General features: G+C 28.6%; 22 protein-coding genes. 3 read left to right on the top strand and 19 right to left on the bottom strand.

The window, feature by feature from the left end:
* Positions 1–588: 588 nt before the first annotated feature.
* From eno to pgk, 4 genes are all read right to left on the bottom strand, one after another.
* Positions 589–1,929, bottom strand: coding sequence for a phosphopyruvate hydratase (eno, locus tag R5Z65_RS03775; protein WP_317367157.1), 1,341 nt, complete (start codon positions 1,927–1,929; stop codon positions 589–591).
* A gap of 107 nt (positions 1,930–2,036) precedes the next feature.
* On the bottom strand, positions 2,037–3,578 hold the full coding sequence (gene gpmI / locus R5Z65_RS03770) for a 2,3-bisphosphoglycerate-independent phosphoglycerate mutase (protein ID WP_317367156.1): 1,542 nt from the start codon (positions 3,576–3,578) through the stop codon (positions 2,037–2,039).
* An 18-nt stretch (positions 3,579–3,596) separates the two neighbouring features.
* Positions 3,597–4,343, bottom strand: a complete 747-nt coding sequence (gene tpiA / locus R5Z65_RS03765; protein WP_317367178.1) for a triose-phosphate isomerase — start codon at positions 4,341–4,343, stop codon at positions 3,597–3,599.
* A 76-nt stretch (positions 4,344–4,419) separates the two neighbouring features.
* Positions 4,420–5,607: a phosphoglycerate kinase gene (gene pgk, locus R5Z65_RS03760; RefSeq protein WP_331678010.1), complete on the bottom strand. Its 1,188-nt coding sequence runs from the start codon at positions 5,605–5,607 to the stop codon at positions 4,420–4,422.
* Between the two features lie 329 nt (positions 5,608–5,936).
* Between pgk and R5Z65_RS03755 the strand changes: the two genes are divergently transcribed.
* Positions 5,937–6,314 (top strand): hypothetical protein, encoded by a 378-nt coding sequence (locus tag R5Z65_RS03755; protein WP_317367155.1) that lies wholly within the window; start codon positions 5,937–5,939, stop codon positions 6,312–6,314.
* 92 nt (positions 6,315–6,406) lie between these two features.
* A complete protein-coding gene (locus R5Z65_RS03750) occupies positions 6,407–6,733 on the top strand; it encodes a hypothetical protein (RefSeq protein WP_317367154.1) in 327 nt (108 codons plus the stop codon).
* 58 nt (positions 6,734–6,791) lie between these two features.
* Here R5Z65_RS03750 and gap read toward each other — a convergent pair whose 3' ends face one another.
* The 4 genes from gap to tgt form a co-directional block, all read right to left on the bottom strand.
* A complete protein-coding gene (gene gap, locus R5Z65_RS03745) occupies positions 6,792–7,793 on the bottom strand; it encodes a type I glyceraldehyde-3-phosphate dehydrogenase (protein ID WP_317367153.1) in 1,002 nt (333 codons plus the stop codon).
* A gap of 250 nt (positions 7,794–8,043) precedes the next feature.
* Entirely contained in the window at positions 8,044–8,319 is a 276-nt protein-coding gene (locus R5Z65_RS03740; protein ID WP_317367151.1) for a hypothetical protein, read from the bottom strand.
* Positions 8,320–8,563: 244 nt separating this feature from the next.
* Positions 8,564–12,313: a phosphoribosylformylglycinamidine synthase gene (locus tag R5Z65_RS03735; RefSeq protein ID WP_317367150.1), complete on the bottom strand. Its 3,750-nt coding sequence runs from the start codon at positions 12,311–12,313 to the stop codon at positions 8,564–8,566.
* Positions 12,314–12,374: 61 nt separating this feature from the next.
* Positions 12,375–13,508, bottom strand: coding sequence for a tRNA guanosine(34) transglycosylase Tgt (gene tgt / locus R5Z65_RS03730; RefSeq protein WP_317367149.1), 1,134 nt, complete (start codon positions 13,506–13,508; stop codon positions 12,375–12,377).
* Between the two features lie 189 nt (positions 13,509–13,697).
* Here tgt and R5Z65_RS03725 point away from each other — a divergent pair, with 189 nt between their 5' ends.
* Positions 13,698–14,840, top strand: a complete 1,143-nt coding sequence (locus tag R5Z65_RS03725; protein WP_317367148.1) for a class I SAM-dependent RNA methyltransferase — start codon at positions 13,698–13,700, stop codon at positions 14,838–14,840.
* A 69-nt stretch (positions 14,841–14,909) separates the two neighbouring features.
* On the opposite strand, the gene msrB is transcribed toward R5Z65_RS03725, so the two are convergent.
* From msrB to R5Z65_RS03670, 11 genes are all read right to left on the bottom strand, one after another.
* On the bottom strand, positions 14,910–16,022 hold the full coding sequence (gene msrB, locus R5Z65_RS03720; protein ID WP_317367146.1) for a peptide-methionine (R)-S-oxide reductase MsrB: 1,113 nt from the start codon (positions 16,020–16,022) through the stop codon (positions 14,910–14,912).
* Positions 16,023–16,289: 267 nt separating this feature from the next.
* Positions 16,290–17,300: a PTS sugar transporter subunit IIC gene (locus R5Z65_RS03715; RefSeq protein WP_317367176.1), complete on the bottom strand. Its 1,011-nt coding sequence runs from the start codon at positions 17,298–17,300 to the stop codon at positions 16,290–16,292.
* Between the two features lie 154 nt (positions 17,301–17,454).
* The gene (locus R5Z65_RS03710; protein WP_317367144.1) at positions 17,455–17,613 is read right to left on the bottom strand and encodes a hypothetical protein; all 159 of its coding nucleotides are present in this window, start codon (positions 17,611–17,613) and stop codon (positions 17,455–17,457) included.
* A gap of 176 nt (positions 17,614–17,789) precedes the next feature.
* The gene (gene ylqF / locus R5Z65_RS03705) at positions 17,790–18,665 is read right to left on the bottom strand and encodes a ribosome biogenesis GTPase YlqF (RefSeq protein ID WP_317367142.1); all 876 of its coding nucleotides are present in this window, start codon (positions 18,663–18,665) and stop codon (positions 17,790–17,792) included.
* Between the two features lie 99 nt (positions 18,666–18,764).
* Positions 18,765–19,124, bottom strand: a complete 360-nt coding sequence (gene rplS, locus R5Z65_RS03700; RefSeq protein WP_317367141.1) for a 50S ribosomal protein L19 — start codon at positions 19,122–19,124, stop codon at positions 18,765–18,767.
* A gap of 152 nt (positions 19,125–19,276) precedes the next feature.
* A complete protein-coding gene (locus R5Z65_RS03695; RefSeq protein WP_317367139.1) occupies positions 19,277–20,605 on the bottom strand; it encodes an amidohydrolase in 1,329 nt (442 codons plus the stop codon).
* Positions 20,606–22,291 (bottom strand): adenine deaminase C-terminal domain-containing protein, encoded by a 1,686-nt coding sequence (locus R5Z65_RS03690; RefSeq protein WP_317367137.1) that lies wholly within the window; start codon positions 22,289–22,291, stop codon positions 20,606–20,608. It abuts the gene before it with no gap.
* Positions 22,292–22,334: 43 nt separating this feature from the next.
* Positions 22,335–23,396, bottom strand: a complete 1,062-nt coding sequence (locus R5Z65_RS03685) for an ABC transporter substrate-binding protein (protein WP_317367135.1) — start codon at positions 23,394–23,396, stop codon at positions 22,335–22,337.
* A gap of 19 nt (positions 23,397–23,415) precedes the next feature.
* Positions 23,416–24,450: an ABC transporter ATP-binding protein gene (locus tag R5Z65_RS03680; RefSeq protein ID WP_317367134.1), complete on the bottom strand. Its 1,035-nt coding sequence runs from the start codon at positions 24,448–24,450 to the stop codon at positions 23,416–23,418.
* Between the two features lie 13 nt (positions 24,451–24,463).
* Entirely contained in the window at positions 24,464–25,246 is a 783-nt protein-coding gene (locus R5Z65_RS03675; protein ID WP_317367132.1) for an ABC transporter permease, read from the bottom strand.
* Entirely contained in the window at positions 25,246–26,073 is an 828-nt protein-coding gene (locus R5Z65_RS03670) for an ABC transporter permease (RefSeq protein ID WP_317367131.1), read from the bottom strand. The genes R5Z65_RS03675 and R5Z65_RS03670 overlap by 1 nt, the downstream gene beginning before the upstream one ends.
* Positions 26,074–26,133 lie beyond the last annotated feature (60 nt).

Below are 26,133 nucleotides of genomic sequence, written 5' to 3'. Positions count from 1 at the left end.
ATATTATACCTTTATCATAAATTTATCAACTTTATTATAATTATCTATATAATGGTAGAGTAATCAAATCAATTTTTCCTTTAAAATTAATAAAAAAAGCCACTTTATATTATTTTAATAAGATAAAGGAGCTAAATAATAATATGACTTATACATTATAAGGCTATACAAATTTATTTTTTATTTTGAAATAATATTTTTTATAAAGCATTACAACAGTTTCAACGTGGCTCGATACAATAGTCCGAATCTCTCTGCTATTTTTAAGAACAATGAAAAATATCCACAGCCATTTCCTTATTTAAGCCGTTTGTGTGAATATACCTACTTGCTTTCACTTATCAGAATAAATTGTATTTCATTTAATCCGATACAGTTTTTCAACAAAGTAAAAGCCATTCTTCTTTTGGTATCTCTATCCCATCAAGCAATGCATTTTCAAAAGTATTAAAAGATTTTTAAAAATCATAATTAGACTTAACACCTCTCCAATCCAGTACTATAAAGAATTTCATAAAATATCCCTTATATATTCTACATACAATAAAAAGGCTATGATAAAATCATAGCCTTTTTAACAATAATTAATTATTTATTTTTTAAATTGAAAAAAGTGTTAAGACCTAAATATTCAGCTACATTACCTGTATCATTAAGTTCTTCTTCAATTCTTAATAATTGGTTATATTTAGCAACCCTGTCAGAACGGCAAGGAGCACCAGTTTTAATTTGACCAGCATTTACAGCAACAGAGATATCTGCAATTGTAGAATCTTCTGTTTCACCAGAACGGTGAGATACAACTGCTGTCATATTATTTCTATTAGCTAATTCAATAGCTTCAAAAGTTTCAGTTAAAGTACCGATTTGGTTAACTTTAATAAGGATAGAGTTAGCAACACCAAGCTCAATACCTTTTTGTAATCTTTCTGTGTTAGTAACAAATAAGTCGTCACCAACTAATTGAATTTTATTACCTAATTTTTCAGTTAATAATTTCCAACCGTCCCAGTCGTTTTCATCTAAACCATCTTCAATAGAGATGATTGGGTATTTAGCAACAAGTGCTTCATAGTAAGCAACCATTTCTTCAGAAGTTCTGTAAATTTCTTCACCTTTCATTTTGCTTTCGCCTTCAAAGTAGTATTTACCAGTAGATTTGTCATAAAGTTCAGAAGAAGCAACGTCTAATGCAACTCTAATTTGTTCACCTGGTTTATAACCAGCTTTTTCAGTAGCTTCAAGGATTAAATCGATAACTTCATCAGAAGTAGCTAAGTCAGGAGCAAAACCACCTTCATCACCTACTGCTGTAGAAAGACCTCTAGCTTTTAATACTTTCTTTAAGTTGTGATAAATTTCAGCACACATTCTTAAAGCTTCTTTGAAAGAAGTAGCACCAACAGGCATAATCATAAATTCTTGAACATCAACAGTGTTATCTGCGTGTTTACCACCGTTTAAAATGTTCATCATAGGAACTGGTAAAGTTTTAGAATTAAATCCACCTAAATATTGATATAAAGGCATATTTAAAGCTTCTGCAGCTGCTCTAGCAACAGCCATAGATACTGCTAAAATAGCATTAGCACCTAATTTAGCTTTGTTAGGAGTACCATCTAAAGCAATCATAGTTCTATCAATAGAAACTTGGTCAAGAGCATTCATACCAATAATTTCTTCTGAGATAATTTCATTTACATTTTTAACTGCTGTTTCAACACCAGCACCAACATATCTATCTCCACCATCTCTAAGCTCAACTGCTTCGTGTTCACCAGTAGATGCACCAGAAGGAACAGCTGCTCTACCCATTACTAAGTTACCTACTAAATCTTCTACGATAACTTCAACTTCAACAGTAGGATTAGCTCTAGAGTCTAATACCTCTCTTGCAATTACATCAACAATTTCAATATAACCTTTCATTATATAAAAATCTCCTTTCAATTTATGTTGTATAACATAACCTGTTATAATATAATAATAACTTTAAATGTAAATAATGTCAATATTTTAACACTATAATTTTTAAATTATTTAACTAATAAACTTTCACCTGTCATTTCCTTTGGTTGCTCTAAATTCATCATATCTAAAAGAGTTGGGGCTATATCAGCAAGCTTGCCACCTTCTTTAAGGCCTTTAGCTTTATCACAATTAACAAGTATAAATGGAACAGGATTTGTTGTATGTGCTGTAAAAGGCTCTTTTGTTGTATAATCAATAAGTTGGTCACTATTTCCGTGGTCTGCACATATAAACATTTGTGCATTATTTTCTAAAACAGTATCTACCACTTTACCAATACATTCATCTACATATTCAATAGCTTTAACAGCAGCATCTAAAACACCGGTATGCCCAACCATATCAGGATTAGCATAGTTTACAATAATTAAATCATATTTACCATTTGCAATATTTTCTGTTAATTTTTCTGTAACTTCTTTAGCACTCATTTCTGGTTGTAAATCATAAGTAGCTACCTGCGGTGAAGGTATTAAAATTCTATCCTCATTTTTATAAGGTTCTTCTACACCACCATTAAAGAAAAATGTAACGTGAGCATATTTTTCAGTTTCTGCAAGTCTTAATTGAGTAAGTCCCAAATTAGATATGTACTCCCCAAAAGTATTGCTTAAACTTTCTTTTAAGAAAACAACTTCTTTATTTTTTATAGAAGAATCGTAGTCTGTAAAAGTAACAAATTTTGTATTAAAGTAACCTTTATCTCTGTCAAAACCTGTAAAATCTTCATCACAAAATGCTCTTGTCATTTCTCTTGCTCTATCTGGACGATAGTTAAAGAAAATAACAGAATCATTTTCATTAATAGTAGCTACTGGCATATCATTTTCTGTAACAACAGTAGGCACTACAAATTCGTCATTAACATCTTTAGAATAAGAGCTTTCTATGTAAGTGATAACATTATCTGTACTATCACCTTTACCCATAACCATAGCATTATAAGCGTGTTCCACTCTTTCCCAACGATTATCTCTATCCATAGCATAGTATCTACCACTAATAGTAGCTATTTTACCTACACCTATCTCATTTATTTTAGATTGCAATTCTTGTAAAAATCCTTTACCAGATGTTGGAGGTGTATCCCTACCATCTAAAAATGCGTGGATATAAACTTTTTCAATACCATTCATTTTAGCCATTTTTAATAATCCATATAAATGTTCATTATGGCTATGCACACCACCACTAGATAAAAGTCCCATTAAATGTAATGCAGTATTTCTTTCTTTACAATTTTCCATAGCACCTTTTAATACGCTATTTTCAAAGAAATCTCCGTCTTGTATAGATTTAGTTATTCTAGTAAGCTCTTGATAAACAATTCTCCCAGCTCCCATATTTAAATGTCCAACTTCAGAATTTCCCATTTGTCCATCTGGTAAGCCAACAAATAAACCACTAGCATTACCATTAACACAAGGATATCCTTTAGTTATTTTATCAATATTAGGAGTATTTGCAAGTTTAATTGCATTACCTTCTGTTTTTTCATTTATTCCAAACCCATCTAGTATCATTAAAACAGTAGTTTTTTTGCCCATATTTATCTCCTTATACTATTAATAATTTACAACTTTTATAAAATCTTCTTTAAGGCTAGCACCACCAACTAATCCACCATCAATATTAGGCATATTAAATAGCTCATTAGCACTATCCCCTGTAACACTTCCACCATACTGTATTCTAACAACATCTGCTACATCTTGGCCATATATCTCTGCTACAACTTTTCTAACCTCTGCACACACTTCTTCAGCTTGTTCTTTAGTAGCAACTTTACCAGTACCTATAGCCCAAATTGGTTCATAAGCTATAACAACTTTTTTAGCATCTTCTTTAGAAACATCTGCAAAAGCTTTTTTAACTTGTATTCTAACTAGCTCGATAGTAATATTAAGCTCTCTTTCTTCAAGAGTTTCACCAACGCATAAAATAGGAACTATATCGTGCTCTAAAGCTTTTTTAACTTTTTTATTTACTGTTTCATCAGTTTCTCCAAAATATGCACGTCTTTCAGAATGTCCAATTATAACGTATTTAACACCAAGCTCTTTAAGCATAGCAGGAGCAATTTCTCCAGTGTATGCACCCGATTCTTCAAAATGCATATTTTGAGCACCAAGGTTAATATTTGTACCTTTAATAGCTTCAGAAACAGACATTAAATCTACAAAAGGAACACAAACAACTACATCACTTTTATCTGTATCGATACCACTTTTTAAAGTATTGATAAGCTCAACTGCTTCATTGTGGTTTTTATTCATTTTCCAGTTACCTGCAATAATTTTTTTTCTCATAATATCCTCCATAAAATAATAGACTAAGGCTAAAAAGCCTTAGCCTATTATAAAAATTTATTTTTATATTTTAAAAATATTATTTATCATCTGCTGCAACAACACCTGGTAATTCTTTACCTTCTAAAAATTCTAAAGAAGCACCACCACCAGTTGAAATATGGCTCATTTTATCTGCAAATCCAAGTTGATTAACAGCTGCTGCAGAATCTCCACCACCAATAATAGTTGTAGCATCAATATTTGCTAAAGCTTCTGCTACGGCAATAGTACCTTTTGCAAAATTAGCAAATTCAAATACACCCATAGGTCCGTTCCAAACAACTGTTTTAGCATCTTTTAAAGCATTAGCAAATAACTCTCTAGTTTTTTCCCCAATATCAAGTCCTTGCCAACCAGCTGGAATACCACCTTCTACTGTTTTAAATTCTGTATCATTTTTAAACTCTTTTGTAACAACAGTATCAACAGGTATTAAGAAATTTACACCTTTAGCTTTAGCTTTTTCCATCATTTCTCTAGCATAGTCTACTTTATCTGCTTCTAATAAAGATTCACCCACTTCAAGACCATTAGCTTTCATAAATGTGTAAGCCATACCACCACCAATTATTAGTGTATCTACTTTTTCAAGTAAATTGTTAATAACATTTATTTTATCAGAAACTTTAGCTCCACCTAATATAGCAACAAAAGGTCTTTCTGGATTATTTACTGCATTACCTAAGTAAGTAATTTCTTTATCCATTAAATATCCAACTGCAGATTCTGAAACAAATTTTGTAACACCAACAGTTGAGCAATGTGCTCTATGAGAAGAACCAAATGCATCATTTACATAAACATCACAAAGGCTAGCAAGCTCTTTGCTAAAGTCTTCTACATTTTTAGTTTCTTCTTTTCTAAATCTAGTATTTTCTAATAAAACAACATCACCTTCTTGCATAGCCTCTACAGCTTTTTTAGCATTTTCGCCAACAACTGTATCATCTGCTGCAAAAACAACTGTTTTACCTAATTTTTCTGATAATCTAGTAGCAACAGGTGCTAAAGACGCACTAGGAGTTGGTTCTTTTGGTTTACCCAAATGAGAACATAAAATAACTTTTGCACCCTCATTTATTAATTTATTTATTGTTGGAAGAGCTGCAACTATTCTGTTTTCGTCTGTAATAACACCATCTTGCAATGGAACATTAAAGTCACATCTTACTAATACTCTTTTCCCTTTTACTTGTAAATCATCAACGGATTTTTTATTTAACATAATAAATTCCCCTTTCAAAATACACAATTTTTTGTGCTACTAAATTTAAAGTTTATATTTAGAATTTGTAGTTAATAATATATAAACTACATTGATAATATTATAACATATTTACCATTTTATTGCTTTACATTTTTTATACAATTTTTCATTAGTTTTAATGTAATTTTTTATTAATAACACACAATTAAAAATACTTTTACTAAAAATTAACCCTCTTTTATCATATTATTTATTTTTTTATAAAAACTTATACAATATATAAACCTTTTTTTATTTTTTGCGTATTCTTATATAAATAAAATAAAAATTTTATGGAGGTTATTGATATGACAAATGAAAGAATGATGATTTTAGAAATGATTAAAGATGGCAAAATTTCTGTTGATGATGGAGTTAAACTTTTAAATGCTTTAAATAAAAACAATTCTTCAAACTTTGATGATTTTGCAAATGATATAAAATATAAAATTTATAATATGCCTAAGCCAAACACAGAAAAAATTAAAGAAAATGCACAGATAATTATTAATAAAACAGAAGGATTATTTGACGATTTTACAAAGTCTATAAAAGATTTCTTTAATACAAGTAATGAGCCTTCAAATACTAACTATAATACTACAACTATTAATGTAGACCCCGTAGATAACAATACTAATAATAATGATAACAACCATAATGATGACAATTTTAATAAAAATTAAACACTTTATTACAAAAAAAGCTACAAATATTTACTTTGTAGTTTTTTTTATGGTATAATATTTCATATTATAACGTAAGGAGTTTATTTTTTATGGAACTATTAATATATTTATTTTCTTATATGGTATCTATTACTTTAATTTTTATTATTCCTATTATCTTAAATATTATTGCCTATATTTTTGTTTATTTAGATGCAAAACAAAAAAATCTCGAACCATTTTTATGGCTTATAGTATCTATTTATTCTAACTTTTTAGGCATAATAGTATATGTTTTTACACAATCAAAAAATAAATACCAAAATATAAAAAAATTTTATTTTATATATTTACTATTTTATATTTGTTTTATGCTTATATATACTACAGCTATTTTTTCATTTTGGGTAGATATTTTAGTAAACACACATTTTTAATAATATAATAAAACCTATAGCATTTTGCTATAGGTTTTATTATATTTAATCTTTAATATTAGTTTACAGAAGCCATATGAGCAACTAAATCAAGACATTTGTTTGAATAGCCCCACTCATTGTCATACCAAGAAACTAATTTAACAAAGTTGTCATTTAAAGCAATACCTGCTTTAGCATCAAATACAGATGTGCAGTATTCGTGAACAAAATCAGTAGATACTACATCATCTTCAGTGTATCCTAAGATACCTTTTAATTCGCCATTAGCAGCTTCTTTAACAGCAGCTTTAATTTCTTCATAAGTAGCTGGTTTTTCAAGACGGCAAGTTAAATCTACAACAGATACGTTAGGAGTTGGAACTCTAAATGCCATACCAGTTAATTTACCGTTTAATTCTGGAATAACTTTACCAACTGCTTTAGCAGCACCAGTAGAAGATGGGATTATGTTAGCAGCTGCTGCACGTCCACCTCTCCAGTCTTTTTTAGATGGTCCATCAACAGTTTTTTGAGTAGCTGTAGTAGCGTGTACAGTTGTCATTAAACCTTCAACGATACCAAATTTATCATTGATAACTTTAGATAAAGGTGCAAGACAGTTAGTTGTACAAGAAGCATTAGATACAACGTTCATATCTGATTTGTACTCTTTGTGGTTTACACCCATAACAAACATAGGTGCATCTGCAGAAGGAGCAGAGATAACAACTTTTTTAGCACCACCTTTAAAGTGTGCAGAAGCTTTGTCGATAGTAGTAAATACACCTGTAGATTCTACAACGTATTCTACACCAGCTTCGCCCCAAGCAATTTCTTCTGGGTTCATACATTGGAAAACAGTAATTTCTTTACCATTAACAACAAGCTTGTCACCTTTAACAGAAACATCACCATCAAATCTACCATGAACAGAGTCATATTTAAGCATATAAACCATATATTCAAGGTCGATAAATGGGTCATTTATAGCAACAACGTCTAAATTATCTCTTTCAATTGAAGCACGAAATACAAGACGACCAATACGTCCAAAACCATTAATACCTACTTTAATCATTTTAAAGTCCTCCTAATTTTAAAGATTATGGTTAAAAAATAGTAATTACTACTTTTTAACAACTATGATTACATTATAACACAAATTCCCAATAAGATAAACAACTTTTTAACAAAAATTTTATTTTTATTTCCTTTTGTGAACAAGTGATACAATAGATAAAGCTAAAGCACTTACACTTATTAATAATGCTATACCACTAATAACAACGCTTGTAACTTTCATATAAAAACACCCCATTTTTTTTATTTTATTTAGTATTTTTTATACTTAATGCTTTTTCAATTAATAATGTTATTAACATAACTAATATAGGCATAAAAATTAATGTAATTAATATATTAAAAATAGTAAAATCCCTTGTATTTGATACTTCCCCATATTCTAAAATATATCTACAAACCATACCTAAACAAGTTAAAATAAACGTAATAAAATACATAAGTAAGTAATTTTTATTTTTTATTAAAGTAAATATAATTGATATTAATACTATCCCATATAATTTTATATTTAATGCAAACATAATAATAGGAAGTATCATACTTATAGCTTTATTTTTATCAACTTCTTTTTTTAATATAAGTATAGACGCTATTATTGTAAATACTATACCTATTATATTTTTATCAAATGTAGTTAGCTTAAATATAGGAAAAGCAAATGTTAAATGAAAAGGAATATATATTAAAACTAATCCTCAAAGAATTTTGTTTAACTTTTCTTTATCTTTTATCATATAATCTCCTATTTTTACACTTTTATACTAACTATTTAAAATAATTAACACCTGCCTCAAATATTTTTTGGTCTTTTTCTCCTATTACATTTTTATAAAGACCATTTCCTATCCTTTCAGAATGACCCATTTTTCCAAACACACGTCCATCTGGGCTTGTTATACCCTCTATGGCAAGCATAGACCCATTAGGGTTAAATTTAATATCATAAGTTGGGTTATTGTTTTTATCTACATATTGTGTAGCTATTTGCCCATTTTCTATAAGCTGTTTCATCATTTGTTCGTTTGCAACAAACCTACCCTCACCGTGAGAAAATGGTATTTTATGTGTATCTCCTACATTACAATTATAAAGCCAAGGAGATTTATTAGAGATTATCTTTGTTGTTGCAAGGCAAGATATATGTCTGCCAATAGTGTTAAATGTTAAAGTTGGTGCATCTTCTGTCATATCTCTTATATCACCATAAGGTACAAGCCCAAGTTTTATAAGGGCTTGAAAACCATTGCAAATACCAAGCATAAGCCCATCTCTGTTATTAAGTAAGTTCATTACGCTATCTTTTATACGTGGGTTTCTAAATATAGATGCAATAAATTTACCAGACCCATCTGGCTCATCTCCAGCACTAAATCCACCTGGTATCATAACTATTTGAGATTTATCTATTATTTTAACCATTTGCTCAATAGATTGTTTTATTCCATCACTATCAAGATTTTTAAATACAAATGTTTCTACATCTCCACCTGCTTTTTCAAAAGCACGTTTTAAATCATATTCACAGTTTGTTCCAGGAAATACAGGTATAAAAACTTTAGGCTTAGCTATAGATATGTTGCTTTTTCTTTTTTCACACACTTTATATTCTTTAACATCTATCTCTAGTTTTTTAAACTCATCGTAATATTTTGTAGGGAATATAGGCTCTAAAGTGTCAAACCAAGCTTTTTGTATTTCTTGTAAATCTATTTTTTCATTATTTATTGTTATAAATTGTTCTTTTGTAGTTTTACCTAAATTTTCATATGTAAAGCCTTCAAATTCTTTTTCTATGTTCACATTTTTATCAACTTCTAAAATAAAAGAACCATAGCTATAATTAAATACATCTTTATTTAAAGAAACGTTTGCACCTATGTAATTACCTAAAGACATTTTGCTAATAGATGCCGAAGCTCCACCAAATCCTATTGTGCTAGCAGATAAAACTTTTTTATCTTTTATAAGGTTATTTATTTTTTCATAGTTTTTAGTAAGCTCATCAAAAATAGGTAAATCATAATCATCATATTTTGTATTAAGCTTAATAATATAGTTATCTTCTTTTTTAAACTCTGGCGATATAACATTATTAACATTAGCAACATCTAAAGCAAAAGACACTAATGTAGGAGGTACGTTCATATCCTTAAAAGTACCAGACATACTATCTTTACCACCAATAGCAGCTATGCCAAGGTTAAGCTGTGCGTGTAAAGCACCTATTAATGCACTAAATGGCTTGCCCCATTTTTCTTTATCGTTACCTAATTTTTCAAAATATTCTTGGAAAGTTAATTTAATATTTTTATAATCTCCACCAGTGGCAACTATTTTAGAAACAGATTCTACAACGGCATATATAGCAGAATGGAACGGGCTCCATTTAGCAACTTTAGGGTTATATCCATAGCTCATAATTGTAGCTGTGTTAGTTTCACCTTTTAAAACAGGTATTTTACAAACCATAGCTTCTGGAGGTGTTAGTTGATTTTCTCCACCAAAAGGCATTAAAACAGTCCCTGTACCAATAGTAGAGTCAAACATTTCAGATAACCCTTTTTGGCTACATACGTTTAAATCTTTTAAATTGTTAAGTAATTTTTCTTTTATATTTGTTAAATCTTCTTTTTCTTCTATTTTTTGTTTAGGGCTTTTTACAAATATATCCATATTTTGAGTAGCACCGTTAGTATCTAAAAAATCTCTAGATAAATTTACTATTTCTTTGCCTCTCCATTTCATTCTTAAGCGTCTGTCATCTGTAACTTTAGCAACAACAACTGCCTCTAAGTTTTCTTCATTAGCAAAAGCTATAAATTTATCAACATCTTTTTCTTCTACAACAACAGCCATTCTCTCTTGAGATTCTGATATAGCAAGCTCTGTTCCATCAAGCCCTTCATATTTTTTAGGCACTAAGTCTAAATCAATATCAAGCCCATCTGATAACTCACCTATGGCAACAGATACCCCCCCTGCTCCAAAGTCATTACATCTTTTTATAAGCTTGCTTACATTTTCGTTTCTAAATAATCTTTGTAGCTTTCTTTCTGTAGGTGCATTTCCTTTTTGCACTTCTGCCCCACAATTGTTGATAGATTCTTCTGTATGCTCTTTAGACGAGCCAGTAGCTCCACCACAACCATCTCTACCTGTTCTACCACCAGTTAAAATAACAACATCGCCTTTTTTAGGCACATTTCTTATTACGTTTTCTTTTTTGTTAGCTCCTATAACTGCACCTATCTCCATTCTTTTAGCAACATAATCTTCATCATATATTTCTGCTACTAATCCTGTTGCAAGCCCTATTTGGTTACCATAAGAGCTATACCCGTGAGCTGCTGTTTTTGTTATTGTCCTTTGAGGTAATTTACCTGGCAACGTGTCTTTTATTTCTGTTGTAGGGTCTGCACTACCTGTTACCCTCATTGCTTGATAAACATAGCTTCTACCTGATAGTGGGTCTCTTATAGCACCACCAAGGCAAGTTGCAGCCCCACCAAAAGGCTCTATCTCTGTTGGGTGGTTATGTGTTTCATTTTTAAACATAACAAGCCATTCTTCATTTTTACCATCTACATCAACATCTACTACAATGCTACAAGCGTTAATTTCTTCAGATTCATCAAGATTTTTTAAAATCCCCTTAGATTTTAAGGCTTTCATTCCCATAACAGCTATATCCATAAGGCAAATATCTTTTTGTTTATCTTTATATAAAGCTTTTCTTTCTTCTAAATAAACATTATAAGCATCTTCTATTGGTTTTTTATAAAATCCTTCTTCTATTTCTATGTTATTAAGTTTTGTAGCAAAGGTTGTATGTCTACAATGGTCAGACCAATATGTATCTATCATTTTTATTTCTGTAATGCTAGGGTTTCTATTTTCTGTATCTTTAAAATAATCTCTACATAAAATTAAGTCTTCTTTGTTCATAGCAAGGCCTAATTCTTGTCTAAATTGCTCTAGCTCTTCTTCTGTTTTTTGTATAAACCCGTCTAATATTTCTACATCATCAGGGTTAGAAAATGCCATATCTAAGTTATCTGGTTTTTCTCCACTTGCTTCCCTAGAATCTACTGGGTTTATAGCGTAAGATTTTACTTTTTCTATTTCTTCGCTAGAAAGGTTTCCTTTTAAAATAAACACTTTAGCATTTTTTACTAAAGAAACATCTCCTTCTGTTATAAGGCTTATACATTGTATGGCAGAATCTGCCCTTTGGTCATATTGCCCTGGAAGATATTCAACAGCAAACATAAATTCGTCATCATTAAGGTTAATATTTTCTTCAAAAACTATATCAACTGGTGGTTCAGAAAATATTGTATTTTTTGCATCTTGATATACACCTTCATCTTTTAGCTGAATATCGTATCTATTTAAAACTCTAATATTTTCTAAACTTTTTATACCTAAATTTTGAATAAAATCTTTTAATAAACCTTTAGCCTCTATATTATAACCATCTTTTTTTTCTACAAAAATTCTTTTAATATTTGCCATTACAAAATCTCCTTTACAAATAATAAATACTACGCTATATAATTAATAATTAAAATTTATTTTATTTATCATTTTGTTTAAAGCCTTCTAATCTCATTTTTTTATAAGCCTTAAATTCTCCTTTTTCTAAAGCATCTCTTATCTCTTCCATCATATTATTATAAAAATATAAATTGTGTAAAACGCATAATCTCATAGCTAACATTTCTTTAGCTTTAAAAAGATGTCTTATATATGCTCTACTATATGTTTTGCAAGCAGGGCAATTACAATCTTTTGCTATTGGCCTATCATCTAGCTCATATTTAGCGTTGTTAAGATTTAACTTACCTTCATTAGTATAAACATTAGCGTGTCTACCATTTCTTGCAGGTAAAACACAATCAAAAAAGTCTACTCCTCTATCAACAGCCTCTAAAATATTTTCTGGCGTACCAACTCCCATAAGATAAGTTGGCTTATTTTGTGGTAAATATGGAACAACATCTTCTAATATCCTATACATTTCTTTATGTGTTTCTCCAACTGCAAGCCCGCCTATTGCATATCCATCTAAGTTTAAATCTGATATAACTTTTGCGTGCTCTATCCTAATATCAGAAAAAGTCCCACCTTGGTTTATACCAAAAAGCATTTGATTTTTATTAATAGTATCATCTAAAGAATTAAGCCTATCCATCTCAACTACACATCTTTTTAGCCAACGAGTAGTCCTATCAACAGAATTTTGCATATATTCTCTTGTAGCAGGATAAGGAGGACATTCGTCAAATGCCATAGCAATAGTAGATGCTAAATTAGATTGTATTTGCATACTTTCTTCTGGTCCCATAAAAATTTTTCTACCGTCTATATGAGAGTTAAAATATACCCCCTCTTCTTTTATCTTTCTAAGCCCTGTTAAAGAAAATACCTGAAACCCACCAGAATCTGTTAATATAGGCTTGTCCCATACCATAAATTTATGCAACCCACCTAATTTTTTTACAACTTTATCACCTGGTCTTAAATGTAGATGATATGTGTTAGATAGTTCTACTTGTGTTTTTATACCTTGTAAGTCTTCTGTAGAAACAGCACCTTTTATAGCTGCTATTGTACCAACATTCATAAAAACTGGTGTTTTTATAACACCGTGCACTGTATGAAACTCACCAAGCTTGGCTCTGCCTTCTGTTTTTAACAATTTATACATATTAAAACCTCTACTCTAATTTTCATTTTACATTTTTATACTTTTTAATTATACAATATTTTAATTATATAATAAAGTATTTATTTAATATTTTATTGATTAATTTATTTAATTAAGCTATAATTTATACAATTAATATAAAATTAAAGTTTAAATTAATTTATAAACTCAAAACATAGGAGAATTTTTATGATAAATTTTATTGCAACTACAACATTTGGGCTAGAAGCTATTGTTAAAAGAGAAGCCCAAAATTTAGGCTTTTCTAACATATCTGTCGAAGATGGTATAGTAAATTTTACAGGCGAGATAAAAGATATACCTAAAGCTAATATATGGTTTAGAAGTGCTGATAGAATATTAATGGTTATGGCAAAGTTTAAGGCAACTACTTTTGAAGAGCTTTTTCAAGGTGTAAAAGGAGTAAACTGGGCAGATTTTTTACCTAAAGATGCTAACTTTATTATATCTGGTAAATCTTTAAAATCTACTTTATCAAGTGTACCAGCTTGTCAAAAAATAACAGAAAAAGCTATTGTAGAAAAACTAAAGCTAACATATAAAGATATAGATTATTTTTCAAAGTCTGGTAATTTATATAAAATACAAGTGGCATTGTTAAAAGATAATGTTACTATTACTCTTGATACAAGTGGCACAGGATTACATAAACGTGGTTATAGAGAAAATCAACTTGCTGCTCCTTTAAAAGAAACTTTAGCTAGTGCTTTAATAGATTTAAGCTACTATAAAAAAGACCGTATTTTAATAGACCCTACTTGTGGCTCTGGTACTATCCCTATTGAAGCTGCTATGATAGCCAAAAACATTGCTCCAGGTCTTACTAGAAATTTTGCATCTGAAAATTGGGATTTTATAGACAAATCTTATTGGAAAGAAGCTAGAAAAGATGCTTATAGTAAAATAGATGTAGATTGTAGACCAGAAATATATGCAAGTGATATAGATGAAAAAGCTATACAAATAGCTAAAGGTAATGCAAAAATAGCTGGTGTTGACGACTGTATTAGATTTGAAGTAAAACCATTAAACAAATTAGATATACAAAATATAAAATATGGAATATGTGTATGCAACCCTCCTTATGCAGAACGTATAGGTGTTTTAGAAGAAGTTGAACAGCTTTATAAAGATATGGGTAAAATTTTTAATAGTAATAAAACTTTTTCTACTTATATCCTTACTTCTCACGAAGGTTTTGAAAAATTATATGGTAAAAAATGTAGCAAAAAAAGAAAATTGTTTAATGGTAATGTAAAGGTTGAATTTTATCAATTCTTTGGAGAAAGACCTCCTAAAAATAAAATATAGATGAAAATACAAATATCAATTTGTATACAACAAAAGGCTATATATAAAAATATAGCCTTTTTAAATAATTTAATTTTTATCGAAAATATGTAATAAATGACCATATCCTCTTTCTTCCATTTTATCATAAGGAATAAACTCTAAAGAAGCACTATTAATACAATATCTAACACCATTAGGACTTTCAGGTTCATTATAAAAAATATGCCCAAGGTGAGAATCTCCCGATTTGCTTTTAACCTCTGTCCTATCCATACCAAAAGATTTATCTTCTTTAAATATTATATTATTTTTATCTATAGGTGCACTAAAACTAGGCCAACCACAGCTACTTTCATATTTATCTAAAGAGGAAAATAAAGGCTCTCCTGTTGCTATATCTACATATATACCTTTTTCATAAAAGTCCCAATATTCTCCTGTAAAAGCATATTCCGTAGCTCCTTTTTGAGTTACATTATACTGTAAATCTGTTAATTTATTTTTCAATTCTTTATCACTAGGTTTAACATATTTATTTAAATTTGGAACATCTAATTTAGGAATATTTTTTATTATATCATTTATTTCGTCAAATGTTTTTGGAACTATATGGCAATATCCATTTGGATTTTTATATAAATAATCTTGGTGGTAATCTTCTGCTAAGAAAAATTTGCTTAAAGGTTCTATTTCTACAACAAACTTTTTATATTTTTTCTTTTCTTCTTCTACAAATTTTTCAACTATATTTTTTGAATCTTCATCTACAAAGTATATGCCTGTTTGATATTGGTCACCTATATCATTACCTTGTCTTTTTTCTATTGTTGGGTCTATTACATAGAAAAATGCCCCAAGTAACTGTTCTAAAGAAACTTTGCTTGGGTCGTATAAAACTTTTACCGTTTCCCTATAACCTGTATCTCCCTTTAAAACTCTTTTATAATCTGGTATAATTTCTTCTTTACCATTTGCATAACCACTTTCTGCATTTAAAACCCCATCTATACTATGGAACAATTTTTCAATGCCCCAAAAACACCCCCCTGCAAAATAAATTTCTTTGGCATTTTCTACATTAATATAATCTTTTGATATTTCCATTTTTTCTGCCTCCTTTTTAACATTTTCTGTTTTACTGCAAGCATTTAAAGTTAATAACATAAAACAATAAAAGACAATAAAAACTATTTTATTCATTTGTAAAACCCCCTTTCTTAATATTAATAATTATCAATTAATATTGAAAGTTTATAACTTAATATTATTAAAAGATACTACTTATTATAATATCTTTTAATTGGATTTGTCAATGTTAAGTAAATTTTAAAAATTAATAAATTTTTATTTAAATAATTTATTCTCATATTTATGTTATGATTTTAAAATTAATTTTTTTAATACTTTACATAAAAAAGAGATTAACATAATATTTTCAAATTAAAAAGGCTATTTAAAAATAGCCTTTTATAGATTTAATTTTAAATCATTTAAATTTATTAAATTTTTACTTCTCATAAATTCAGATATTAAAAGTGTTATTATTGCTGGTAATATAAAATGAAGTAATAAAATCTTTATAATAAGTGATAACCCGTTTTCCCCATTATACATAGCTTGCCAAGTAGATATTTGTCCTACCAAACCACTTGTCCCCATACCAGCTCCTGTTGGAATATTTTCCATCTTTAAAACTACTGTACTTATAGGTCCTAATATAGCACTTGTTATTATTGGTGGTAACCAAATAATTGGTTTTTTAATAATATTAGATATTTGTATCATAGATGTTCCTAATCCTTGAGCAAAAAGTCCATTTAAACCATTTTCTCTAAAGCTCATAACAGAAAAACCAACCATTTGTGCACAACAACCAACTGTAGCAGCACCACCTGCTATACCAGATAATCCTAGTATAATAGCAATAGCTGCTGAGCTAATTGGCAATGTCAATAATATCCCCATAATAACAGATATTATAATCCCCATTAAAAATGGTTGGAAATTCGTTGCAACCTCAATAAAATTACTAATTGAATTTATAATATATGATGCAAATGGTGCAATTAGCAATCCTAATATGCACCCACTTATAATAGTTACTAATGGTGTAACTATTATATCTACAACTGTTTTTTTATGTACTAATCTTCCTAGCTCTATACCAAAAATAACTGCTAAAAATGCAGTTAGTGGGTCTCCTGCTCCACCTAGTATTATACTACCTTCATTAAATATTTTACCTTCAAATATTTGTGGTGAATACGAGCCAAAAAAACCTGTAATAGAAGATGAATATATTATTAAGTCTGGGCAATTTAAAGATTTAGCAACACCTATACCAATACCTGCTCCCATACATATAGATGCAAATAATCCTATTTTTGAAAATATTACCCCTATTTCTCCACCTATTAATAACCCTATTTGTTTTATTATAAGGCCTGTTATTAGTGTTGCAAAAAGACCTAAAGCCATACCATTTAAACCTGATATAAAGTACCTTTTAAATATTAGTTTTAATAATTCTTTCCCTCTCAATATAAATCACCTCATAAATATATTTTTTATAGTTAAAGACTGTAAACTTAAATTAGTTTCCAGTCTTTTAACTATTTTAGATATTCTTTAATTATTTGCTACTATTACAATCACTATGCTTGTTAGTATTGTGTTTACTAGCTTTTTTACTTGTGTTTGAGCTTATGTCATCAGCAAACTCTACTCTAGAATTAGAGTTGTTCATTTGATTTTTGTTAGATTTTAAATTTTTACTGTTTTTCTTATCCATAAGAAATACCTCCTAAAAATAAATATATTTTATGAGTTGATATATAAAATAAGATTAGCTTATATTTAAAGTAATATATTTTTCCTTAATAAATTACTTTTTAAAATATTAACTTACCTTACAATAGATATTATTGTCATATATTTAATTTTTATACAGGTTGATTTCAGTAAAATTTATACATTTAAATCATTATCTAAAAAATCGTATGGTTCTTCCAAAGTTATTTTACCAAGCCTACATCCTCTAAATTCATCTATTAGTATGTATGCAGCTCTTTGTAAATCAATTTCTCCACCTTTTGTTTTAAAACTTCTAGCTATACCTATATTTTCTAATATTTTTTCTGACTTATCTTCATCATTAAAATCTATTTTATATCTCTCTTTTAAGCTATTTGGATATATTTGTCTTAAATAGTCTATAAGATTTAAAGCAAGAGTATAAGTATCTAATATATCATCATTAACTGCACCAGTAAATGCTAATTTTAACCCAACCTTTTGGTCTTCAAATTTAGGCCATAGTATACCTGGTGTATCTAAAAGTTCAAAATCTTTTTTTATTTTTATCCATTGTTTACCTCTTGTAACACCTGGCTTATCTCCTGTTTTTGCTAAAGATTTACCTACAAATTTATTTATCAATGTAGATTTACCAACATTAGGTATTCCAACTATCATTGCTCTAGTTGGAACAAAAAGTCTCCCTCTTTGTTTTAACCTTTCTACTTTTTCTTTCATAAGCTCTTTAGCTACTTCTGTTATATCTTTAAGCCCCTTGCCTGTTATAGAGTTTACTAATATAACCTTGCAATTTCTCTCTTCAAAATATTTTATCCAAAGATTTGTTTTTTTATCATCTGCTAAATCTACTTTGTTTAAAATAACTATCCTATGTTTATTTTTAGCAAGTTCATCTATTTCAGGATTTTTGCTACTATAAGGAATTCTTGCATCTAAAAGTTCTATAACAATATCTACAAGACTTATGTTTTCTTGCATCATACGTCTTGTTTTTGTCATATGTCCTGGATACCATTGTATATTCATTTTATCCCACCGGTTCTAAATTTATTTTATATAGCTTTAATTATAGAAAAAGAATAATAGAAATCTATTATTCTTTTTCTATAATTATTAAAAATATAATTATTTGCTTCTTCTATTGATATCTTCTTTAACTTTAGCTGCTTTACCAACTCTATCACGAAGATAATTAAGTTTAGCACGTCTAACAATACCGTATCTAACAACTTCTATTTTTTCAATTCTTGGAGAATGTAAAGGCCAAGTTCTTTCTACACCAACACCATAAGAAATTCTTCTTACAGTAAATGTTTCACGAGCACCACCGTTTTGTCTTTTAAGAACAGTTCCCTCAAACATTTGTGTTCTTTCTCTTGTACCCTCAACAACTTTAGCGTAAACTTTAACAGTATCACCTACGTTAAAATCTGCAATATCCTTTTTAAGTTGTTCATTTTCAATTTCTCTAATAATATTATTCATAAGTAATCCCCTTTCAAATTAAATGTTCTTATTATCTATTATAACAGCGGAACATTCGTATTACATATCTTGTAAATTATAACATACATATTATATAATTTCAAGTATTTTTTTATCATATTGATTAGTAAAATTTAATTTTATAAATTACACTATAGGATAGCCTTTTCTAGCTGTTTTTTAGCTTTTTCTTCAAACTGCCTCATATTACTTTTTAAGTCATTTTTAATGGCCTCTAAATTATTATTTACAAGTTTTTTATTTTTTACAAGACATTTTCCATTTACAAAAACTGTATTAACATTGCTAGCATTAGCACTGTATACAATAGCGGAATAAGGGTCAAAAACAGGAAACATATTAACAGATTCTGTTTCTATAATAACTAAATCTGCCTTTTTACCTACTTCTATTGAACCTATTTCTTTATCTTTATTTAATACTTTTGCACCTAAAATAGTTCCTAGTTTTACAATTTCTTTAGCTGGAAATATACTACGGTCTTTATTTTCTAATTTATGAAAATTTGCAAATAACTTAAATTGAGTAATAATATCTAATGTATTTCCACTAGATGCTCCGTCTGTACCAAGACCAACAGATATATTATTATTTAACATTTTATTAACAGGTGCAACACCTTTGGCAGATTTTGTGTTAGAACCAATACAATGTGCCACCTTTACATTATATTTTTCTAAAAGTTTTATATCATTATCTGTTAAATAAATACAATGTGCTGCTACTAATCTATCACTTAATAACCCTATACTTTCTAAGTATTCAATTGGTGTTTTGTTATATTTTTCCTTAAAATATTTAATTTCATAATCCATTTCGGACAAGTGCATACTTATAGGTACATTATATTTTTTAGATATTTGGTTAGCTTCTATTAAAGATTTAGTATTATTTGTATTTGGTGCGTGAGGTGCTATAAAAGGAGTTATTAAATTATGGTTTTTCCATTTTTCTATAAATTTTATGGCATAATCTAACCCACCAAAAGCCTCTTTACTATCACAAGATGGAAAATTTACAATAGTTTCTCCTAAAAATGCTCTTATACCCATTTCTTCACTAGCTTTTGCAACTTCATCTTCAAAATAATACATATCCATAATAGTAGTAACACCACTTAAAAGCATTTCACATATGGCATATTTAGCACTAAAATAAGCTAATTTTTCGTTCATACATTCATTTTCTAAAGGAAATAAATATCTTCTTAGCCTATCTTTACAATCATCTCCAAGGCTTCTAAAAGGTATCATACTTAAATGTGTATGAGTATTAATCATACCAGGCATTAATATACCATTATTACCATCTACTATATTACAATTACTCTCTTCTTTAAAATCTTTCATATGCCCTATAAAAGATATATTTTCACCTTCTATAGAAACAAAACTATTTTCATATTCTGTCATATTATTATCCATAGTAATAATTTTAACATTTTTTATAATAGTTTTCATTTATTCACCTTCTATATTAATAAATTTTTGAGTTTTTGTATATAACATACCTTTATCAGTTATTTTTATTTCTGGAGAAACAGGTAAAGATAATGTAGAAAAAGACATTATTTCATTAATATGCTCATATCCTAAATTTTTCATAGCTTTTCTAACATTTTTTATATCTTTAGCCAGTTCATTAATATCTCCATCATTTACTATGCCTCCAACATTTAAAATAGCTTTTGCTTTTATTTGTTCATCTTCACAAACAACATAGCCACCTTGCATATCAACTATACTATTTTGAGCAATTAACATATCCTTTTTACTTATCCCAATTACCATAAGATTATGATGGTCATGTGCCAAAGTTGTAGCTATTGCGCCTTTTTTATTAATTGCTCCTTCAACTAAAGCATATGCTTTATTACCTGTTTTATTGTATCTTTCGTACACTACAAGTAAAGAAAGTCCACTATCTTCCCAATTTATTTTGCCATTTACAACAGGCAATTTTTTTGTTATTTTTTTAGTAAATGTACTATCTTTATTAATTTGGATAACATTACATAATACACTATCCTTTTTATTAGTTTTTAATTCAAAATCCTCTAATACTGCTTTATCACATTTTACAGTATTATAAAAATATTGTGGAAAATTTTCTTTTTTACTATCTTCTCCTAAATACAAATTACCATTTTTATATACATCTTTAATTTTTAAATTTTCTATATTATCTAAAACTATAAAATCTGCTATTTTCCCAACAGATATACAGCCTCTGTCAGTAAGGTTCATTCTTCTAGCCGGTGTATACGTTGCACAATATATAGCTTTGTTTATAGGCATACCTAAATCTACTGCCATTTTTACAATTTTATTAAGATGCCCTTCCTTTAACTGGTCTACCATAACGTCATCTGTTACAAAAGCAAAATATTCATAAAAATTATTCTCTACTAATGTTTTTATAGTATCTTTATTAATAGATTTTCTTTGTATTTCTAAAAACATTCCATTTGTTATTTTTTCGTATATAGATTCAGCTGTTTGTTGTGTGTGGTCCGAATCAACACCTGCATATATAAACTTGGATAAGTCTAACCCTGATATTTTAGGACAATGCCCTTCTATTGGCAAATACGATTTATTTTCTTTACATATTTTTATAATATTTTTTATTAAAGTATCATCTTTAGATATTAACTCTTTAAAATTCATTACTTCTCCTAAACATATTATTTTAGGATTTTTTAGTAATTCTAAAACGTCTTCTTCTAAAATTTTACCACCTGTTGTTTCTAAGTAACTATTAGTAGATGGTACACTTGATGGAATTCCATAAAAAATATCTAGTGTTGTATCACTAGATAAAAAATAATTTATTCCGTCTATCCCTAATACATTGGCTATCTCATGAGGGTCAGCTACAACTGTAGTGACCCCATAAGGTAAAACCATTTTAGAAAACTGACTAGGAACAGTCATAGAACTTTCAATATGCATATGAATATCAATAAATCCGGGAATAATGTATTTGCCTTTATAATCTATAACACTATTAGCTTTTATTTCTGTCATATTATTAGATATGTAATAAAATTTACCATTTAAAATAGCAATATCTTTATTTTCAAATTGTTGCAAAAATGTGTTATATACATTACCATTTTTTATTATTAAATCTACATATTCCATATTAATTTCCCTTTAAATTATTAAAATTTATATTTAAATATAATTAACTATTTAAAATACGGTTCCATTTATCAACCCATTTTGTTAAAAGTGGGTTAACTACATTATAATCTATAATTTTTGCATTATTAGCAACTTCACCATAAGTTTTATTTAAAGCAACATCATCTGTTAATTGTACTGTACTATTAGTAGGAGCTTCGTTTAAAGATGAAGCTGTTTTTGTTTGTAATTCGTTGCTAAGTCTCCAGTTAATAAATTCATAAGCTAAATCTTTATTTTTAGAATTTTTATTAATATCCATTGTGTTAAAGTTTGCATATGTACCAGAAACTGGGCTTACATATGTTACTTGAGGAGCAGCAGATTGTATTGTAGGTATAGCAAAATCTCCTACTACTGCTACTTGTATTTCGCCAGATGCAAACATATTAGCTAAATCTGAAGATTTAGAATAAGTTTTAACAATATTAGGTTTTAATTCTTCTAAAGCTTCAAAAGCCTTTTCCCCTTCATCTGATGCTATATCTCCACCTTTATAGTCATTTGCAACATACATCATAGCAGGTCCAAAAGTAGAAGTAATATCTGGTATAGATATTTTACCTACAAGTTCTGGTTTCCATAAATCTGCAAATTCTGTAATTTCAAAACCTAAAGCTTCTTTATCATACATAATACCAATGCTATTTATAGTATAAGCAGGACCATATCCAAACTTTGTAAGCTCTGTTGCTGCTGGTATAAGGTCTTTAGAGTTTGGTATTTTAGAGTAATCTATTTTTTCAAAAATATCTGCCTCATAACCTTCTGCTGCTTTTGCTTGAGATAAATCTATTACATCTACTTTAGAATTAGGGTCTGTTGCCAATTTTGTATAACGCTCTGGTGTAGTCCCTACTTCTAAAACTATTTCACAATTAAATTTTTCTTCAAAAGGTTTATAAACATCTTCTTTTAATACGTCTTCGCTTAATCCCCAAGTAGAAATTACTAATTTACGTTTTTCTTCTGATGTTTTATTATCCTCTGCTTTTGAGCCACAGCCTGCTAAAGATATTGTAGTAATTAATGTTGCAAAACATATTGCTAAAGTTTTTTTCATTATTGTTATCTCCTTTTAATTATACTAAAATTATTTTATTTGAAGGCAATACTATTGTTAAAGTATCACCTGTTTCATACATTTTATCTGCTTGTTCATTTACAACAAACTTTCCTAAAGGTGTTTCTATTTCATATTGATAAGATTTACCTAAAAATGTTCTAACCTGTACAATTCCTTTTATAGTATTTTGAAGGTTTTCATCATTTGATATTATTATATCATCTGGTTTAATAGTCCCTAGACAGCTTTGTAAATGATTATCACTTTCAACAGTAAACACTTGTCCATTTTCTGACTTATAGCTGTTGCCCTCTGTTCTTTCTAGCTTTATAAAGTTTTCAAAACCAATAAAACGTGCAACAAACTCTGTTTTAGGACGGTTATATATATTTTCAGGTGTATCATATTGCTCAATTACACCATTATTCATAACTGCAACTTTGTCTGATATAGAAAAACACTCCTCTTGGTCGTGTGTAACAAATAAAGTTGTTATGCCTAATTTTTTTTGTAAGCGTTTTATTTCTACACGCATATTTATACGAAGCTTAGCATCTAAATTGCTAAGAGGCTCGTCTAATAATAATAATTTAGGTTGTATAACTAAAGCTCTAGCTAAAGCAACCCTTTGTCTTTGTCCACCAGACATTTGTTTTGGAAAACGGTTTGCAAGCTCCGATAAACCACAAACTTCTAATATTTCTTTAACTTTTGCATCAATTTTTGATTTATTTACTTTTCTTAATTTAAGCCCAAAAGCAACATTATCATATACACTAAGATGTGGAAAAAGTGCATAACTTTGAAAAACTAACCCAAAATTTCTTTTATGAACAGGAGTTTTTGTTAAATCTTCCTCATCTAATATAAATTTTCCTCCTGTTGCCTCTACAAAACCTGCAACAACTCTAAGCGTTGTAGTTTTACCACAACCACTAGGCCCAAGTAAAGATACTAGCTCACCTTTTTCTATATCAAGGCTAAGGCCTTCTAGTATATTTTTTTTACCATCATAGCTAACATTTATTTTGTCTAGCTTCATAAATGACATATTTTCTTTCCTCCTATTTAGATAATGCCGATATACCCAATGTTTTTTCTACAATAAACATTATAATTATAGTAACTAACATAAGTAAAACAGATGCTGCAGATACAGTTGGGGTATAATTATATTCAATATAATTCATTAATGATATAGGGAATGTTGTAACCCCTGGTCCGCTTAAAAACATAGATATTGGTATATTATTAAAAGAATTTATAAAAGCTAACAAAAATGCTGAAGATATACCAGATGTAATGTTAGGCAATACAACTTTAAAAAAACTTTTAAATTTATTACACCCTAAGCTCCAAGAAGCCTCTTCTATAGAAAAATCAAACTGTTCTAAACTAGAACCAACAACTCGTATAATATATGGTAAAACAGTTAAAAAATGCCCTAACAATAAACCATAAAAAACAGGTATCCTAAGTTTAATTACCATAAATTGAAAAAGCGAAAACCCTACAACAATACCTGGAATAATAGTTGGCGATAAGAAAAAACCTTTTAGAAAATTTTTCCCTTTAAAAGAATACCTAGAAATAGCGTAAGATGCTGGTATTCCTACTAATAATGCTAATAAAGTTGCAAATAAAGCTATTACTATACTAATTAAAAAAGAAGACATAAAAGATTGTGATTCAAGCACACTAGAAAACCATTTTAATGAAAAAGATTTTATAGGAAATGTTATAGTAGTTTCTTCCCCAAAAGCTGTTACTACTATAATTATTAATGGTATAAACAAAAATAAAAATACAAGCATAGAAAAAATAGTAAGTAGTTTATTTTTACGCATTAATCTTCACCTCTCTTATCTAATTTTGATGATATCATATTTAATATTTTAATAACTAAAACAGTTATAATAATCATTATAGTAGCTATAACACTTGCTCCTGTCCAATCTCCAACAGACATAGCTTGTTGTTGTATAAACGTAGCCAAAACTAAGTTTTTATTACCTCCTAGTAGTTGCGGTGTTGTATATGCTGTTAAGGCTCCTGTAAATACTAAAACACTGCCTACAATAATTCCTGGTAAACTCATAGGTAATACAACCTTAAAAAATGCTGTTATACGATTAGCACCAAGACTTTCTGCTGCTTCCATCATATCATTATCTATGTTTTCCATAACTCCAACTACTGTTATTATCATTAAAGGTAAAAATAAATATATTGTTCCTATAATAATAGAAAACTCTGTATATAACAATGTAAGTGGTTCTTCTATTAACCCAATTTTCATTAACATTGTATTAATAACACCTTTTTTACCTAAAATATTAATCCAAGCAAAACTTCTTACAACTGAGTTAGTTAATAACGGAAAAATAGATATAGCAATAAGTAAACTACGCCATTTCTTGTCGCATCTTGATATATAGTATGCTGTAGGTGTACCCAGTAAGACACATACTATCGTACTAATTATAGAAATTTTTAATGTTCTAATTAAAATACTAAGATAATACTCATCTCTAAAAAATTCTATATATTTAGACAGGGTAAATCCATTATCATATACCGTAGGAAATAAAGTATTTAAAATTGGTATAACGAGAAAAAACACCAATAGTATAATCCCTGGAACTAATAACAACCAGTATAATTTATTTTTCATATATCCTCCTTCAAGATTATAAATAGAATTTTAATTATTATAAAATATCATTCTTTTTAC

The sequence above is a fragment of the uncultured Tyzzerella sp. genome (assembly GCF_963558545.1).
In the GTDB taxonomy this organism is placed as follows: domain Bacteria; phylum Bacillota; class Clostridia; order Lachnospirales; family CAG-274; genus Tyzzerella.
Note: the sequence above shows the minus strand (reverse complement) of the source record. Positions and strands in the feature narration are given on the sequence as shown.